Origin of the sequence: Bacillus sp. ISL-78 (assembly GCF_018613455.1) — a bacterium.
In the GTDB taxonomy this organism is placed as follows: domain Bacteria; phylum Bacillota; class Bacilli; order Bacillales; family DSM-1321; genus Peribacillus; species Peribacillus frigoritolerans.
On record NZ_JAGGQC010000004.1, the window covers coordinates 514,280 to 531,182 of the forward strand.

At 43.6% G+C, this 16,903-nt stretch carries 15 protein-coding genes; 10 read left to right on the forward strand and 5 right to left on the reverse strand.

Annotated elements, in window-relative coordinates:
• Positions 1–64 precede the first annotated feature (64 nt).
• Positions 65–1,411, forward strand: coding sequence for a glucose-6-phosphate isomerase (locus tag J7I96_RS08140; RefSeq protein ID WP_214773114.1), 1,347 nt, complete (start codon positions 65–67; stop codon positions 1,409–1,411).
• A gap of 704 nt (positions 1,412–2,115) precedes the next feature.
• Here J7I96_RS08140 and J7I96_RS08145 read toward each other — a convergent pair.
• Positions 2,116–3,396 (reverse strand): M20 family metallopeptidase, encoded by a 1,281-nt coding sequence (locus tag J7I96_RS08145; protein ID WP_214922546.1) that lies wholly within the window; start codon positions 3,394–3,396, stop codon positions 2,116–2,118.
• Positions 3,397–3,810: 414 nt separating this feature from the next.
• Between J7I96_RS08145 and J7I96_RS08150 the strand changes: the two genes are divergently transcribed.
• The gene (locus J7I96_RS08150) at positions 3,811–4,215 is read left to right on the forward strand and encodes a YugN-like family protein (protein ID WP_214773116.1); all 405 of its coding nucleotides are present in this window, start codon (positions 3,811–3,813) and stop codon (positions 4,213–4,215) included.
• Here the strand turns inward: J7I96_RS08150 and J7I96_RS08155 are convergent.
• Complete coding sequence (locus tag J7I96_RS08155; protein ID WP_214922544.1) at positions 4,212–5,204, reverse strand: potassium channel family protein; 993 nt, start codon at positions 5,202–5,204, stop codon at positions 4,212–4,214. The two genes, J7I96_RS08150 and J7I96_RS08155, sit on opposite strands and share 4 nt — an antisense overlap.
• 243 nt (positions 5,205–5,447) lie before the next feature.
• Positions 5,448–6,734, reverse strand: a complete 1,287-nt coding sequence (locus J7I96_RS08160; RefSeq protein ID WP_214922542.1) for a glycoside hydrolase family 18 protein — start codon at positions 6,732–6,734, stop codon at positions 5,448–5,450.
• Between the two features lie 165 nt (positions 6,735–6,899).
• Here J7I96_RS08160 and J7I96_RS08165 point away from each other — a divergent pair, with 165 nt between their 5' ends.
• Positions 6,900–7,109, forward strand: a complete 210-nt coding sequence (locus tag J7I96_RS08165) for an alpha/beta-type small acid-soluble spore protein (RefSeq protein WP_034310322.1) — start codon at positions 6,900–6,902, stop codon at positions 7,107–7,109.
• A 60-nt stretch (positions 7,110–7,169) separates the two neighbouring features.
• On the opposite strand, the gene J7I96_RS08170 is transcribed toward J7I96_RS08165, so the two are convergent.
• Positions 7,170–7,919, reverse strand: a complete 750-nt coding sequence (locus J7I96_RS08170; RefSeq protein WP_214922540.1) for a glycerophosphodiester phosphodiesterase — start codon at positions 7,917–7,919, stop codon at positions 7,170–7,172.
• A gap of 147 nt (positions 7,920–8,066) precedes the next feature.
• Between J7I96_RS08170 and J7I96_RS08175 the strand changes: the two genes are divergently transcribed.
• From J7I96_RS08175 to J7I96_RS08190, 4 genes are all read left to right on the forward strand, one after another.
• A complete protein-coding gene (locus tag J7I96_RS08175) occupies positions 8,067–8,894 on the forward strand; it encodes an undecaprenyl-diphosphate phosphatase (RefSeq protein ID WP_285289444.1) in 828 nt (275 codons plus the stop codon).
• 375 nt (positions 8,895–9,269) lie between these two features.
• Complete coding sequence (locus J7I96_RS08180; protein WP_214922538.1) at positions 9,270–10,592, forward strand: APC family permease; 1,323 nt, start codon at positions 9,270–9,272, stop codon at positions 10,590–10,592.
• Between the two features lie 145 nt (positions 10,593–10,737).
• Positions 10,738–11,931, forward strand: a complete 1,194-nt coding sequence (locus tag J7I96_RS08185) for an MFS transporter (protein ID WP_214922537.1) — start codon at positions 10,738–10,740, stop codon at positions 11,929–11,931.
• Between the two features lie 99 nt (positions 11,932–12,030).
• A complete protein-coding gene (locus tag J7I96_RS08190; RefSeq protein ID WP_096339280.1) occupies positions 12,031–12,360 on the forward strand; it encodes a hypothetical protein in 330 nt (109 codons plus the stop codon).
• Between the two features lie 109 nt (positions 12,361–12,469).
• Here J7I96_RS08190 and J7I96_RS08195 read toward each other — a convergent pair whose 3' ends face one another.
• Complete coding sequence (locus J7I96_RS08195) at positions 12,470–12,613, reverse strand: hypothetical protein (protein ID WP_153246076.1); 144 nt, start codon at positions 12,611–12,613, stop codon at positions 12,470–12,472.
• Positions 12,614–12,758: 145 nt separating this feature from the next.
• Here J7I96_RS08195 and J7I96_RS08200 point away from each other — a divergent pair, with 145 nt between their 5' ends.
• From J7I96_RS08200 to J7I96_RS08210, 3 genes are all read left to right on the forward strand, one after another.
• On the forward strand, positions 12,759–13,622 hold the full coding sequence (locus J7I96_RS08200) for an STAS domain-containing protein (protein WP_214773122.1): 864 nt from the start codon (positions 12,759–12,761) through the stop codon (positions 13,620–13,622).
• 167 nt (positions 13,623–13,789) lie between these two features.
• The gene (locus J7I96_RS08205; protein ID WP_214922535.1) at positions 13,790–14,227 is read left to right on the forward strand and encodes a hypothetical protein; all 438 of its coding nucleotides are present in this window, start codon (positions 13,790–13,792) and stop codon (positions 14,225–14,227) included.
• A 274-nt stretch (positions 14,228–14,501) separates the two neighbouring features.
• Positions 14,502–16,871 carry a penicillin acylase family protein gene (locus J7I96_RS08210; protein ID WP_214922533.1) on the forward strand — a complete coding sequence of 790 codons (2,370 nt, stop codon included), beginning with the start codon at positions 14,502–14,504 and terminating at the stop codon, positions 16,869–16,871.
• Positions 16,872–16,903 lie beyond the last annotated feature (32 nt).

A 16,903-nucleotide genomic window follows, 5' to 3' on the forward strand; every position in this document is an offset into this window, starting at 1 on the left:
TTGATTATGAGAATTACATCAGATAAAGTGAAAGGGAAACTAAAGAATTCAAGGAGGAATTTGAATGGCCCATATTCGTTTCGATTATTCAAAAGCCCTGCCGTTTTTCGGGGAGCATGAAATTACCTATCTACAGGATGCTGTAAAAGTGGCACACCATTCCCTGCATGAGCAGACAGGGGCAGGCAATGAATATCTTGGCTGGCTTGATTTACCTGCCAATTATGATAAAGAAGAGTTCTCAAGAATCAAAAAAGCGGCCGCGAAAATAAAAGAAGATTCAGAAGTGCTGCTGGTTATCGGAATCGGTGGATCATATCTGGGAGCACGGGCAGCAGTTGAGATGCTTCAACATAGTTTTTATAACATTCTACCTTCGGATAAAAGGAAAGCACCGCAAATTTTATTTGTCGGTAATAATATAAGCTCTACATATATGCAGGACGTGATGGACCTATTGGAAAATAGGGATTTCTCGATCAACGTCATCTCTAAATCCGGTACGACCACGGAGCCTGCACTGGCCTTCAGGATTTTCAGGAAACTGCTTGAACAAAAATACGGCGTTGAAGAAGCTAAAAGCCGCATTTATGCTACGACTGATAAAGAGAAGGGCGCATTAAAAACGGTAGCAACGGAGGAAGGTTTCCAAACTTTCGTCATTCCTGATGATGTTGGCGGACGTTACTCGGTCTTAACGGCTGTAGGGCTGCTTCCGATTGCTGTCAGCGGGGCGGATATCGATCAAATCATGGAGGGAGCCGAGCGTGCCAGGGCCGACTTCAGTTCTTCCGAGCTAGGGGAGAATCAGGCATACCAATATGCGGCGGTTCGTAATATCCTTTACAATAAAGGGAAAACGATTGAAATGCTGATAAACTATGAGCCTGGACTTCAATACTTCTCTGAGTGGTGGAAACAGTTATTTGGGGAAAGTGAAGGAAAGGATCAAAAAGGGATTTTCCCTTCATCGGCTAACTTCTCGACTGACCTGCATTCATTAGGCCAGTATGTCCAGGAAGGACGGCGTGATCTTTTTGAAACGGTCATCAAAGTGGAAAAGGCCCGTCATGAAATCTTGATTGAAGAAGCGGCCAATGACTTGGACGGCCTGAATTATCTAGCAGGTGAATCGGTGCAATTCGTGAATAATAAAGCATTTGAAGGTACGCTGTTAGCCCATACGGACGGTGGCGTTCCCAACCTGATCGTAACGGTTCCTCAGCTCGATGCTTATACTTTCGGCTACCTTGTATATTTCTTCGAGAAAGCTTGTGCAATGAGCGGTTACTTACTGGGTGTAAATCCATTTGATCAGCCTGGAGTGGAAGCCTATAAGGTGAACATGTTTGCTCTTTTAGGCAAGCCGGGTTATGAAAAGAAAAAAGCGGAGCTTGAACAGCGCTTATAAAAAAAAAGGCATCAAGCCGGAATAACCTCCGGCTTGATGCCTTTTTTGGTTGAACGCCAAAGGGTAAGAATAAACATATTCGATACTGGTATCGAAAATGAAAGTGGGGGGAATTAGTATCGAGGAGCTAGAGAAACTGAGAACGGTTACCTGGTCCGCAAGAAGCCTGCCTGCCGGATGGAAAGAAGAAGATGTAAGATGCTAAAACAAGAGAAAATCAAAACTGGAGGAAATCATATTGGGAGAACTTAAATGTTTTTATATCGTTTAGTGCTAGGGTTTTATCCTTTATCTCTCCTTGCTGTTAGCCCTTCCTTGTAACCCTTGGTTTGTCTACAGGTCAGATGTTAATAATACAGAAAGTGAACCTGACTAAAAAAGAAGGCAAAGAATTATTTGAAAAAATCCTAGTTCATTCAGTGAAAAAAGGAATTCCCACTTTTCCCAAAAAGAAAAAAGCCTGAAGCGGTTTTTCTGCTCCAGGCTCTTTTTTTTAGCTTTTGGTCTTCATGTAAATTTGAAACAAAGTTTGATCAAAACATGCAATGAATATATTTAGTTTAGCATTGAACTAAAGAATTAATACCAAAGAGTATATAACTATTCCCACCAATGACCACCACCATATACACCTTGAGAGAGAACATTAGCAGTAGCGCGTGCAGCATACCCTGCACCTGCATAAAGTTTAGTGAAAAATAGATTTAAAATGACCTAAGATACTTGATTGCAGTCTCAGCATATATCTCGGCAGATTCTACTAAGTTCTCCACTGAAACCCGTTCATCGTACCCATGGATAGTGTGTTCCAGCCCAGGACCGTAAAGGACGGTTTCAATGCCATGGCGCCGGAAGTGACTGGCATCACTTGAACCAAGCAAAAGTACGCTGAAGACGGGTTCCTCCATTCCAAGGACACGCTGGATTCCCAGTTCTATGGCCCTCACAATTGGACGATCCTCTAAGGTCCAGTTCGGGTTAGTACAGGGTACCATTGGCTCTGCAACCGCACCTGGCGCTACAGCACTAACAAGATTCCTAGCGACATCAAGGACAAACTCGGGCTTCATACCGAATGGAACCCGGGTATCCACTTTAATGATACACTTGTCTGCGACGACGTTCACATTTGTTCCGCCCTGGATTACACCTGGATTGTAAGAGGGACGATAAAGTAACTGTGACAGTAAGGGATTTCCTAGATTCTGAGATAGGAGCCACTCAGTATTGTACAAAAGTTGACAAGGCTCTGGCGGAGGCGTTGCCTTGAGCTCCCATAGCTTGGTTAGTGCTTCGACCGCGGCTGCCCCTCTTCGTACGGCGGAGATTCCATAAAGCGGTTGTAGGCTGCCATGATCCGTCTGACCTGGTATGATCACCTGCATCCATGCCTTGCCCTTTTCACCGGCATTCGGATGGTAGCGGTCCGTTGGTTCACCAATCAGACAAGCATCACCCTTAATCAATCCTTGATCCAGGAGCGAGGCCACCTCAATGCCGCCAGTCTCTTCATCCGGAGAGGCAATAACTCCTAGGCTACCTTTCAAATTAAGAGTGGGGGCGAACTCCTGAAGTAGTCCAGCCACAAAAATCAGTGATGCCAAGCCTCCTTTCATATCGGAGGCTCCCCTACCCAAAAGCATACCTGCTCTGACTTCTCCTGAGAAAGGATCGAAGATCCAATGTGAACAATCGCCTGCAGGTACGACATCTGTATGTCCACAAAATAGGAGCCGTGGACCAGGTACCCTGGTTAAGGGAGCATCACAGACCACGGTAACCAGCGCATTTTCGCTACGGCGGTGCTCGGTAATCAAGAACCCTTTTGCTGCTAGGTATCGGCTAATATGGCGTCCCATTTCTGCTGACCTATTCTTAAACTCGGGCGATGGATTTTCAGATGGAATTCGAATAAATGAAGCAGCAAGTTCGACTAATTCCTGTTGCCTTGACCTTATCAGTTGCCGGATCATTCTGGTACTCATATAAATACATCCCCTCCATGTCCAGTATTAGCCGCAGTATTTCTATAATATTCTATGTGCTGTTCCTAGTTCATATTTCTGAGGTTAAAAGTGGGGGATTTAAAGTCTCGTTCAATGCTATAGTTAAACTTAATGAGCCAAAGAGCCAAAGTTATATATGGGTAGCGTCAGGAAAATGTGCTTAACGTTGTAAATCCGCATTTTCCTGACGCTGCCAGCAGAAAATCCAGTAATTACGAATGAAGGAGGAGGAGGGAGCGACGAAGCTGAAATAAAGCGTAAGGAAAGCTTGGAAATCAGTGAGGAAGCCAATCTTCCTTTATGCTTGATCAAGGGGACAATAGAGTTGTTCCAGGTTTTTTTTTAGGCACTTTGGTTAAGCTAATAGAAAATTAGCGAAAGAGGTTTTATACAATGATTAAGATTTCTTCTCAGTTGGAAGGGAAAACATTCGGTTTGTTCGATCTGGAGACAAAGTTAAAACCGGAAGGATATGCGATAGGCGGAGGATGGGATTATGATCACGGGTCTTTTGATTATAAGATTGATGACAGTGATGGCTACCAATTCCTGCGGGTCCCTTTCAAGGCTGTGGATGGTTCACTCGATCAGGACGGGGTGATGGTCGAACTCTTACAACCGTTTTTGTTATCTCATAAGTACGAGGACGGGATGGACGATGAAGGAAATATCGGAAACCTTTCCGCTTCCTTCAATCAGTTTGCCGAGCCTGAAAATCCGGATGCAGAATTTCCGGAAAACTATATCTCATTAGGAAAAACGCTTGTCCGTAATCTGGAAAAGCTTTTATTGCATTAATCATCAATGATGATTAGGGTGTCATCACGATGGATGATTACATCTCCGGGGGGCTTGATTAAGGTCTTGCCTCCTGAAATGATGCCGACCAATAAAATGTCTTGATCGAATAGCTTAACGTTCAGCTGTTTGAACGTCAATTCCGCCCAGTCATCCTGGATGGGCAGCTGTTTGAGGCTCAATCCATCCCGCTCATTCTGTTCGCTGGCTTCCGTTATGATCCCCTTCGATAAGCAATCCTGCATATATTCACTCGCGAATTTATTCGTTTCGACTATACCGTCCGCCCCAGCCCGTAAAGCATTTTCCTTTTGTTCATGCGTCAATATTTCCACAAGACAATACACATGCGGATTCAGCCCTTTGACGGCCAGTAACGTTAAAATCGAGAACATATCCGTTTGCAGCTCGTCCTGCTTAAGGTCAGCCGTAATAAGGACGCGTATGGCTTGTTTAATATTGGCTTTCTGCAAAACGGAATCCAATGTAGCTTTTCCTTGGATAAAGTGGATATTCGTTCGTGGAAGCGGGTGCTTTTGCAGAGTATCATCGATAAGGACAATGGATTGATGGTGCTTACGATCATGAATGTTTTGGATGATTCTCTTGGATCGGCCATTCCAGCCCACAATGATAATATGTCCGCCGCCGCCGAAGACTTTCTTACCAGTTAGAAATTGCTGTTCATTGGATATGGAGATTTTAGCGATGTACGCAAAATAAGAAGTAATCAGGCCGGCCCCTGACAAAATGAGGACCATCCCAATGATTTTGCCAAGATTGGTCACGGGAGTGAAATCTCCATAGCCGACCGTTGACATCGTCACGATTGCCCACCAGATGCCATCAAGTAAGGTGGGGAATCTCTTCGGCTCAACAATGTGGATCAAGACCCCGAATGAAAGTAAAAATAATGCGATGATGGAAAGCAATCTGATGAAACGCGGAAATCTGGGAACGGTACTGATGTATGGACCGATTCGAATCATTTTTTTCACACCCTTTAAGCTGTTTCTAATAGTATGGTCAAAAAAGGCATGGCTCATAAGGGTCCCGACAGACAAACTTTGAATGATGAATATCGGCATATTGCCTGATCGAATCCGGTAAATGATAAAAGCCCTCCGGAAGATGTCGGAAGGCTTTAGTGCTGAGTCACGTATCCTGAATGGACTTCATGCTCGATGGTTGATTATATGCCCATTTCAGCTTCGGTATTCCTATATCTCTTGTTAAACCCTTCTCCGTACGTTGAAGTTATCACTGATGAGCAGCCAGTTTTGGGGGAAGGCTAAGCCGAGTTTCCAATAACTCATTCCCCTTAAGTTCAATTCTTTGAGTAAATCGAATTTTGCCTGAATCGATCTGGCATCTTCAAACCACACCTCATGCTGCCTATCCTCAATATCGGTATAATTGAAGTGAGGGGCCTGTGCGGTTTCATCATACTCGATGGAAACATCATTGTCCGCCGCAATTTGGATGGCCTGCTGCGGACTTACGGCCTTGGCAGTGGATCCCTGTACAAAAGGCAGGGTCCAATCATAGCCATATAGATTTTGCCCCATCAGGATCTTGTTGGAAGGAATATCGGTGACGGCATATTCGAGGACTTCCCGAACAGGTCCGATAGGTGACACTGCCATTGGCGGTCCGCCGCTATATCCCCATTCATATGTCATGATGATGACGAAGTCGACGATTTCACCATGTGCTTTATAGTCATGCGCCTCATACCATCGGCCTTTTTGCTCAGCACTTGTTTTAGGGGCCAGTGCCGTGGAAATGAACCATCCTTCCTTCTTGAAGCGATCCCTGGCTTTTCGGAGAAATTGATTATAGGCTTCTCTGTCGGCAGGCCGTAAATACTCAAAGTCAAAGTGGATATCCCGGAAACCATATTTCTTTGCCGTTGTAACGATATTGTTCAAGAACTTATTCTGAACGGAAGTATTCGTTAAGATGATTCGCCCGAGCTCATCGCTGAATTGGTCATTCTCCTGATTCGTGATCACCATCATCAGGACATTTTTATTTTCCCTGGCGATGGCAGGGAAGTCATCGAGTAATGGCTCTTTTAAGGAGCCGTCTCGCAGCGCCTGGAAGCTGAAAGGGGCTAAGTAGGTTAAATAGGGCGCAGCTTCCCTGGCGGCCGTCACAAGGGCCGGTGCAACCGTCGTACCCCTCGGCTCGACATAGCCGTTGAATTCGGCGGTCCTTTTCCTCCGTGCCGGAATATAAAGCCGGTATCCAACGGATAGGCTTTGATTTTCGGAAATGCCATTTATATTTGCCAATTCTTGAACAGGGACATTAACCCTTTGGGAAATGGAATAAAGACTATCACCCGGTTGAACGAAATAATAACTGCCGACGATTGGAATGACAAGGGCCTGCCCCGAAACAAGATTATTTGGGTTAGGGATCTTATTTGATTCAACGAGCCTGTCAACGGTTACGCTGTACGTCTGGGCGATGCCATATAACGTCTGGCCTGGCCTAACCACATGTATTTGCAATTCTTTTCCCTCCTACTGAAAGTTTCCTAACAGTTTATGAGCATAAAAAGAAATTCATGATAAAGAGCTTAGGATTGAGAGAAATGCAAACAAAAAAATTCAATAAATTGGCAATAATAATTTAAGCTTAAAATGCTAATTAATATTAGTAGGAGGTGAAAACACATGGCAAACAACAATAACAGCAATCAACTTTTAGTATCTGGTGCAGAACAAGCTCTACAACAAATGAAGAATGAAATCGCTAGTGAATTTGGTGTAAACCTAGGTGCTGACACTACTTCTCGCGCTAACGGATCTGTTGGTGGGGAAATCACAAAACGTTTGGTTCAAATGGCTGAACAACAACTAGGCGGTTCAAACTTTTCTCGTTAATTAATTGAATAAATATGGCTTAGAAAGAGAAGGGGCATCGCTCCTTCTCTTTCGCATGGTTCAGCCATGTGACTGCCAAGCTTTTAAAATCTTGATTGCCCTTTCAGGGAAATCGGTCATGATGACGTCGACTCCCAACCCTGCCAGCCTGACGATGTCGGCTTCATCATTGGCGACCCAAGGTCGGATTTTATATCCAAGTTTTTTCGCTTTTTCTTTAACCGCTGGAGTCAGGCTGTTTTTATCTGGATGAAAACCCGATTCTTTTTTATCACGTAAGATTTCTTCGAAGTTTTCAGGAAGTCCCTCGAACAATAATGCCCGTTCAAGATCTGGGGCAAGCAACTTCACTTTTTCAATGGATTGATGGTTGAAGGAAGAGAGGATCACTCGCTTTTCCATTCCATATTGACGAATTGAATCAATGATCTTCTGTTCGATTCCTTCATAAGCGAGTTTATCCGTCTTGATTTCGACATTCATCAACAAAGCATTTCCCTTAGCCCAGTCGAAAACGTCCATTAAAAAAGGAATCCGCTCCCCAACGAATTTATTGGAAAATTTGCTCCCGGCATCAGCCGTTTTGAGTTTTTGTGCCGAATGATCTTTTACATAACCAGTAAGGGTGGTCGTTCGATCAAGTGTTTCGTCATGGATGATGACCAATTCCCCGTCAGAACTGAGGTGGACATCGAACTCGATCCCCTCGGCCCCGATTTCTGCCGCCTTTTGAAATGCTGCCATGGTATTTTCAGGATGCGTCCCCTTGGACCCCCTATGGGCGAAAATCAGTATGTTTTGCAAAATCATCACTTCCCCTTTAAACTTTATCTTGAACCCTATCATACATGTACGCTTGAATTGTTTCAGCAATGTTTAATAGACAATATTTTAAACAACGAGTAAAATACATATGGTATTTCCATAAATAGGTGTTCGAAATATGAGGTGAATAAAATGAATATGTGGGAAATTTTTGTTGCAGTTATTCTTGGACTTGTAGAAGGATTAACTGAATTTGCTCCTGTATCATCAACAGGGCATATGATTATCGTCGATGATTTATGGCTGAATTCGAAAGAACTTTTCGGGAGTGAAGTGGCCAATGCCTTTAAGGTGGTCATCCAGCTTGGTTCGATACTCGCCGTTGTCGTGCTCTTCTGGGGGCGATTCATGGACTTGCTTGGTTTAAGGAAGCTGAAAGGCACATCCGCTGCGAACGGCCCAAAGCTTAACCTATTGCAGGTTATCGTCGGATTGTTGCCGGCGGGCGTATTAGGCCTATTATTCGAAGATTATATTGATGATCATTTATTTACGATGAAGACGGTTATCGTCGGATTATTCTTAGGCGCATTTTTGATGATTGCTGCGGATAAATTCCGTCCAAAGCTGACTGCAGAGACGGTTGACCAAATCACTTATAAACAAGCCTTTGGTGTAGGGTTAATTCAATGTTTGTCACTATGGCCGGGATTCTCACGTTCAGGCTCGACCATTTCTGGTGGAGTGCTATTAGGGATGAGCTACCGGGCGGCTTCCGATTTCACGTTCATCATGGCAGTGCCGATCATGGCTGGTGCCAGTTTGTTGAAAATCGTGAAATATTGGGAACACTTCACACCTGAAGTTCTGCCATTCTTTATTGCAGGTTTCATAAGCGCATTTATCTTTGCCTTATTCTGTATCCGCTTTTTCTTGATTTTAATCAATAAAGTTAAATTGACTCCTTTTGCCATTTACCGGATCGTCTTGGCGGTTGTGCTTCTATTCATTATTTGGTAATACGAAATGAAGCTTGGAATTGGAGTGGAACCACCCCGTTGATTCGGGGTGGTCTTTTTGTGTGTCCGAAAATAAGCAGAGTTCCCATAAAATTAATAACGAATGATAGTTGAGTTTAGGAGTTTTTAATTCGTTATTTTTGATTAAAAATCCAATAAATCTTTTTATAATAAAATAATATTCGGATTTTAGTGCAGTTCCAGTCATAATTAGTAAAAAAAATATAAAAAAAATAAAGCTGCCTGAGCGTAATGATACCAACGTGTTTGGGTATTTTTTAAAATATTCAAATGATTACATAAACTATTTCCAAATAATTTATATGTTATAATTTTAGTATAAATAAAGTACATGTGTACACCTGGGGAGGACAACATGGGAAATGACCAATTGAAGAAAACGATTGGCTTTTGGGTTGGAACATCTATTGTAGTTGGTACAGTTATCGGTTCTGGTATTTTCATGAGACCTGGTGACGTGCTTGAATTGAGCGGTAATTCAACCATGGCCTTGTTAGCTTGGCTGATAGGCGGTCTGATTACCCTTGCAAGCGGGTTGACGATTGCGGAAGTGAGTACACGGATTCCTAAAACGGGCGGCTTATATGTCTATATGGAAGAAGTGTACGGTAAAGCATGGGGATTCCTATGCGGCTGGGTTCAGACATTGGTATACGGACCTGCAGTCATGGGTGCCCTCAGTTTATACTTCGGGTTATTAGTTGCAGGAATATTTAAGATCGCTTCAAGCTACTCTTTGGCGATAGGGATTCTTACGATTGTATTCATAGCAGGCATGAACTTGCTGGGGACAAAATACGGAGGTATCATCCAAACCTTATCGACTATTGCTAAATTGATCCCGATCATTTTCATAGCGGTATTCGGTATCGCACAAGGTGATATGCCTGTATTCAATATCGATAGCGAAAGTTCAATGAAAATCAGTATGGCCGGTGCGATTTTGGCAACGCTCTGGGCGTATGATGGCTGGATGAATGTCGGCTTCATGGCAGGGGAAATGAAAAATCCGCAGAAAACGTTGCCGCGGGCAATCATAACGGGATTGGTCGTGGTCATGGTCGCTTACTTGGGTGTGAATCTTGCCATGCTTCATGTATTGGGGGCGGAGGGAGTCATAGCCCATGGTACGAATGCAGCGAATGTTGCAGCAACGCTTCTTTTCGGAGAAGTGGGCGGGAAATTGATATCGATCGGAATTGCGATTTCAATCTTCGGTTGCTTGAACGGAAAGCTTTTGACCTTTCCGCGCATTACCTTGGCGATGGCGACTGATAAAATGATGCCAGGCCATAAACAAATCGGCAAAATATCGCCCAAGTTCAAAACGCCTATAAATGCCACGGTATTGCAAGTGATCATTGCAATCATCATGATGGTTGCAACAGACCCTGACAAACTTACCAATATGGCTGTATTCTCTGTCTTCTGTTTTTATGGATTAGCCTTCTTTGCGGTCTTCATCTTACGCAGAAAAGATCCGGAGGCAAAAACGTATAAAGTGCCGTTTTACCCATTCATCCCCATCGTGGCGATTGCTGGTGCAATATACATTGTTTTAAGCACGTTAATCCAAACACCTTTAAATGCCCTGTACTCAGTGATCATCCTCATTATCGGTATGCCAGTGTACTGGCTCCTGAAGAAAAGCGAGCGGGATGGCAAACGTTCAAATTAATGAAAAACCCTTCACTGCATGCAGTGAAGGGTTTTTTAGTTGCTGGAATGAAATTTTCCCGTTGGACAAAAGTGGTGAAATAGACAACTCGGGAAGTTCGTATTAACATAGGGGGAAAGTTAAATAGTGAAGGGTCTGAACAAAAGTGAATTATATCGAGCCTGCTGGTAAATCATTCAGGAAGACGATTTTGGCTTTATTTCTTGGTAGCTTTGTAACGTTTGCGGATCTGTATAGTACCCAACCGGTCATTCCGGTTTTCGCAAAGCAATTTGGGGTCTCTCCTGCAATGGCAAGCCTTACATTATCTTTCGCGACTGGAACGCTTGCACTCTGTTTATTGCTTGTTTCTTTTTTCTCAGAAAATATCGATAGGAAAAAAATAATGGGGACGGCGCTCACTCTGTCTGCATTGTTATCCATATGTGTCAGCTTCATCCAGGATGATCTATACATCCTGATCGCGATTCGGGCGATTCAAGGAGCGGTGCTTGCAGGTTTCCCGGCCATTGCGATGGCCTATATCAATGAAGAGTTTCATCCGAAAAGCCTTGGCTATGTGATGGGGATCTATGTGAGCGGCTCGAGTATCGGAGGATTGGCGGGCAGGCTGATTGTAGGGGTGCTGACCGACCATTTCTCATGGAACATAGCGATTGGAAGCCTTGGAGCTTTAAGTTTGATCATCAGTCTGGCTTTTTGGTGGATGCTACCGCCTTCGCAGCATGCTGTCCGCGAACGGATCTCATTATCGAGAATCAAAACCTCCCTTATCAATAACTTAAGGAATAACAGACTAGTACTCTTATTCGGCATGGCCTTCCTATTAATGGGCTCGTTCGTTACCGTTTATAACTTTGTGGGTATACCTTTAATGGGACCGCCATATCATTTATCACAGACATGGATTGGCTTCATATTCATAATCTATCTTGTGGGGACGTTCAGTTCAACATGGATGGGGAAGCTTGCCGATCAATATAGTCGGAGGGGTGTCCTTCTTATCGGAATCGCAATCATGCTGATGGGCGCCCTGTTAACTTTATTGGACCCGCTTCTGCTGAAAATAATGGGGCTTGCCCTATTTACATTTGGCTTTTTTGGAGCTCATTCCATTGCGAGCAGCTGGGTCGGCAGTTTGGCAGATAAGAGTGAAAAGGCACAAGCATCCGCATTATATCTCCTGTTTTACTATGCAGGATCAAGTCTAGTGGGGGCATCTGGCGGTTTATTCCTGATGAAGTTCGGCTGGGGAGGGGTCATCTCGGCTGTATCCATTCTGATCCTCCTTGCTGCCGCTTGTGCGATGATGGTTGAAAAAGTGAAAATCGTTAAATAAAATGATCTTTTCTATCATGTTTTTCCGGAATCCTGAATATAATCTAGTGAAAATGGATATTGAATAATAGATTGATAAGAGAAGAGGGTAATAGATAGAGTGAAACGAAAAGCAGTAATTCTCATTGGGTTAATAGCCGTTTTAATTATATTATTCGTTGTATACTTAACAAGTCCGGGCAGATTGCAAAAGGTGCAGATTGTTGAAAAATACTATCCGCATTTCTCCGATGGCAAGGCAGTCGGTTTTAAGACGAACGAAGTCATTGATGTGACGGAAACCGAAGAGGGATCCAATTGCGCAATGAAATTCGACAATGGGAAAACGTTTGAAATTGATTGTGACCGTTATTTAACATACAAAATTGATGAAACAGTTTATATTACTACTGAAGGGAACCATGTGAAGGAGATCCGGAGAAAAAGGTAGTGGCTTATCGATTTTTAATGACGAAAGAGCTGGGCTTGCCTAATGAACAACTCAGCTCTTTTATTTTTATCCCATTCAAAAAACCCAGGCCAATTTGGACTGGGCTTTTTCATTTTTTATCTTTGCCTTTACTTTTATCCTTTTTATTACGCCGAAGTACATTCAAGATTCTGCGGCTGTTATTTTTACTGTTTATGAGCTCGACTAAATCGCTCATGTTTTCAGATTCGAAGTCTTGTTGATCTTTTTTCATGTTCATCCCTCCAAGTCATATATCATAATACCCTTATCAAGAAAAAGGTAAACGTCTATTAGCATATTGGTAATAGAATGATTTTATATCCTAAACCCTCGTTTATTTGCTAAAATATGATAAAAGCCCTGTATGGGAGGTCCATATGGAAGAATTAAGAATGATCGGCGAAAAAATTGAAAAATTTAAATATATCTTAGTGGAGCATATCGAGTTGTTTGAAGAAGAGGAACCGCTCTATGATTTAGAAACCAGTAAAGAGGTACGGTCAAAACTTATTCAAATTCATGCAGATGCCTTGATTCATGGAAAGGCACAAGCGATGGAAAGCATGAAAATAACGGGTATGGAAATAGGTAAGCGCATCGTGGATATGGGCATTCCTTTAGATAAGAATATTGAGGAAGCTCAAGCGATGCGTAACCTTTTCTGGAGTTTCATTGAAGAAGAGGTGAGCAACCGATATTACTCCATTGAAATTCTGTTAAAGGCAAGCTCGATAATTGATGCAATCCTGGACCAGTTCATACACTGTGTGAGTATCAGTTACGTGAATCATTATAAAGAAATGGCGAAAATGGCAAACGATTCTTTGCAGAAGATAAAGGAAAACCAAGAAGTCATGGAAGAATTGTCCACCCCGATTGTTCAGACCGTATTAAAGGATGTGCTGCTCTTACCGTTGATCGGACGCATTGACGATTGGAGAATGGAGTCGATGCTATCGACGGTGCTGCAAAAATGTGCAGATCTGCATGCGGAAGTATTGATCATGGATTTCTCGGGAATTATCTTTACGAAGGAAAGTGATATGCTTCCCCTGCTGGATCAATTAGTGGGGGCATTGGCCTTGATGGGAACGGAAACGATGTTTGTCGGTTTTACCCCTGATGTCGTGAAAGGGATCGTCAAACATGATTTTGCAAATCAGGTAAAAGCCTTTCTATCGTTCAGGAAGGCCATGGAATATCTGTTTAATCAAAGAGGGCTGGCTCTTCAGCCAGTATGATTTTTAGGGTATCTTTTTTTCTATGTCAGGCTAACATTCCTGCTGCTCCCATATTTAATCGCCCATCGATATTTCTCCATGTTATAGTGAAGTGACGTGGACGGACATGTTGTTTTTGATTTTAATTAAATAGGACATGTAAAGCGTGTAAGGAAGGTGGTTGAATAGTGTTTTTCAAGAAAAATGAAGGACCTGAATATTACGAAAAATGGTATTGTGTAGGAATCATGACGGATAATGGGCTGGAAGATGAAGAGTATGATGCTTTGTCCAAACGCATCCTCGACTCGGTCCAAAATGTCTCGGTCATATCGGACTTGGTAAGGGTGGAATGGGATCGTGACAAATTGCGAGCCTTGAATGAACGTTTTGGGGACCCCTCACTTTCCGACCCATGGTTTATCATTAATGAATTCATACCAGAGGATATAAAAAAGGAAAGAAAACTTCTGGAGAAAACTCATAAATGGAAGAGGATATTTGGTCTCCTTTCCCCGATTGAATATATGGAGGCCGAGACGAAGGCGGCCCATGACTTTGATAAAGCTCTTTTTTATACAGACGATGCAGATAAAGTGATTGAATACATTATTGCAAATAGCTAGCATTCCCTGCCACATCGATACATTGTATCGGTGTTTTTGCATTTGATTTACTGTTTATCGGAACAATTTCACGGTGAAAATTCGACCTTGAGCGAGTTGATTCGACCTTGAGTGTAATAATTCGCGTTTGCTCGGAATAATCCGTACTTGCACCTTTCTTCCTCCTTGAAATAAAAAGAGAGAATGTGGGGAGGGTGGTAGGAAAGATGGAGTTAAACGCGGAATATCTTAAATAGAAAGAAAGAGAGTTTTAAGGGGAGAGGAAGATGAATCGATGGAAGTTGCCGTACCTCAGCAAAAGCCAAAACGGAAGTGGAGAAAGCGGGCGATATGGAGTTTTGGAATCCTGATCATACTTTTGCTGTCAGTCTTGATTGCCGTAAATATATTTCTTTCAAGATCCTTGCCGGAAACAAAGGGGGAAATATCGCTTCCAGGTCTTTTGAAACCGGTTACGGTGGTGAGGGATTCGAGTGGGGTCCCCCATATCAACGCAGCGAGTGAACATGATTTGTATTTAGCCCAAGGATATATCCAGGCACAGGACCGTTTATTTCAAATGGATTTGAGCAGGCGTCAGGCGTCAGGTAGATTGAGTGAAGTGATTGGTGAGAAAACCGTCAAAAATGATAAGTATTTCCGCACACTTGGTTTGAGGCGGGCGGCCGAAGCCTCTTATGCTGCATATTCAAGTGACGGAAAAGAAGCCTTGGATATGTTTGCCGAGGGTGTAAATCTTTATATCGATGAATTGAGGGAGAATGGGAAATGGCCGGCGGAGTTCACTTTGCTTGGATACGAACCGGAGCCTTGGACACCCGTCGATTCGCTGACCATCGGTAAATATATGGCCTTTGATTTAGGCGGGAACTGGGAAGATCAGGCGTTTAGGCAGTATTTGCTGCAAACGTTCCCCAAGGAAAAGGCATATGATTTATTTCCTGATTATCCAAAGGACGCTCCATATATCATCAGCAAGGAAGAACTGGATATTGAAAAAAGTTTTGCCGGGGCCGTTATTCCTTATGAATTCAACGGCAGCAATAACTGGGTCGTTTCAGGCAAGAAAACGCGATCCGGTCAGCCGTTATTGGCGGATGATCCCCATCTGGGATTGGCTACACCGTCGGTTTGGTATCAAATGCATTTGGAGGCCCCGTCAGTCAATGTGAGCGGTGTTATTTTTGCCGGGATTCCGGGAATCATACTAGGCCATAACGAAAAGGTCGCCTGGGGTGTGACCAATACCGGTCCGGATGTTCAGGATCTGTATATTGAGAGGAGAAACCCAGAAAACGAGAAAGAATTCTCCTACAAAGGTAAATGGGAAAAAGCTGAAATCTTGGACGAACCCATCAAGGTGAAGGATGGGAAAACACTGGACTATCAAGTGACGGTTACCCGCCATGGACCCGTTGTCTCCGAGTTTGCCGGGAAAAGCGGAAAAGATAGCGTGCTTGCCTTAAGGTGGACGGCACATGATCCATCTGCCGAGCTTGAAGCGGTACTGAATATGAATAAGGCGGGAAGCTGGAAAGAATTCGAAAAGGCCCTCTTGAAATTCGAAACGCCGGCACAGAATTTCGTCTTTGCCTCAGCCGATGGGACCATTGCCTACAAGGCGAATGGGAAAATCCCAATCCGGAAAAAAGGTGATAGTATGCTGCCTGTACCTGGCTGGACGGATGAATTTGAGTGGAAAGGCTATATTCCCTTCGATGAACTTCCAAAAACGTTGAATCCAAAAGAGGGATTCATTTCGACAGCGAATAATAAAGTCATCTCGGATGATTACCCTTACCATATCAGCAATAACTGGGCACAGCCATACCGCCAGATGAGGATACAGGAGTTTTTAAAGGCGAATAAAAAGCTTACGGCCGAGGATATGCAAAGCCTGCAGATGGATAAAGTGAATTTGCAAGCTAAGGAGTTTGTTCCTCGATTCGTGGAGGTATTGAAAGGTCCATCTGGAAAACAGGAAGCCCAGGCACTGACGATTCTGAAGAAATGGAATCATATCGATTCCGCTGATGAAGCGGCACCGATGATTTTTAATGTCTGGATGCGAAATATAGGGGATGTTCTGCTTAAAGAAGAAATACCGGAAGAAACCCTTAACCTTTTTAATGGAAGGCGTTCGGCCGTTGATGAACTACTAAGGCGGGCACTGGACGGTAAGCCGGGCCCTTGGATTGAAGAGGCAGGCGGACTTGAGCAGGTGCTTGCCAAGTCGTTACAGGTGACGTTAACGGAACTGGCAGAATCACAAGGTGATGATATAGCTGATTGGGAATGGGGAGACTATCACCAGGTCAGGTTTAACCACCCGCTATCAAGTGTCGCCCCGTTACATTATTTATTTAACGGCGGCGGTGGCATTCCGGTAGGAGGCAGCAGTGTCACCGTACAGGCGGCGGCATTTTTAGATGATGGAACCGTTAATCATGGCGGCTCCTGGAGATTCGTCATCGACCTAGCCGACATGAAACAAGGATATCACCTTGTTGGACCGGGTCAATCAGGTAACGTTAAAAGTGAGTGGTATCACGACCAGCTTGATGATTGGGCAGAGGGTACTTATCACAAAACCACGATGGACGATCCAAAAGGGGATAAGCTGACATTGAAACCATCAAACTGAGATTCAAAAAAAGTACCAAGTCCAGCATCTTT

Bases quoted from the DNA above. Each gene is read 5' to 3' on its own strand.
- J7I96_RS08155 (WP_214922544.1), bottom strand. From the start codon at position 5,204: ATGATTCGAATCGGTCCATACATCAGTACCGTTCCCAGATTTCCGCGT.
- J7I96_RS08175 (WP_285289444.1), top strand. From the start codon at position 8,067: ATGAATATGTGGGAAATTTTTGTTGCAGTTATTCTTGGACTTGTAGAA.
- J7I96_RS08145 (WP_214922546.1), bottom strand. From the start codon at position 3,396: ATGAGTACCAGAATGATCCGGCAACTGATAAGGTCAAGGCAACAGGAA.
- J7I96_RS08165 (WP_034310322.1), top strand. From the start codon at position 6,900: ATGGCAAACAACAATAACAGCAATCAACTTTTAGTATCTGGTGCAGAA.
- J7I96_RS08170 (WP_214922540.1), bottom strand. From the start codon at position 7,919: ATGATTTTGCAAAACATACTGATTTTCGCCCATAGGGGGTCCAAGGGG.
- J7I96_RS08200 (WP_214773122.1), top strand. From the start codon at position 12,759: ATGGAAGAATTAAGAATGATCGGCGAAAAAATTGAAAAATTTAAATAT.
- J7I96_RS08195 (WP_153246076.1), bottom strand. From the start codon at position 12,613: ATGAAAAAAGATCAACAAGACTTCGAATCTGAAAACATGAGCGATTTA.
- J7I96_RS08210 (WP_214922533.1), top strand. From the start codon at position 14,502: ATGGAAGTTGCCGTACCTCAGCAAAAGCCAAAACGGAAGTGGAGAAAG.
- J7I96_RS08150 (WP_214773116.1), top strand. From the start codon at position 3,811: ATGATTAAGATTTCTTCTCAGTTGGAAGGGAAAACATTCGGTTTGTTC.
- J7I96_RS08140 (WP_214773114.1), top strand. From the start codon at position 65: ATGGCCCATATTCGTTTCGATTATTCAAAAGCCCTGCCGTTTTTCGGG.
- J7I96_RS08180 (WP_214922538.1), top strand. From the start codon at position 9,270: ATGGGAAATGACCAATTGAAGAAAACGATTGGCTTTTGGGTTGGAACA.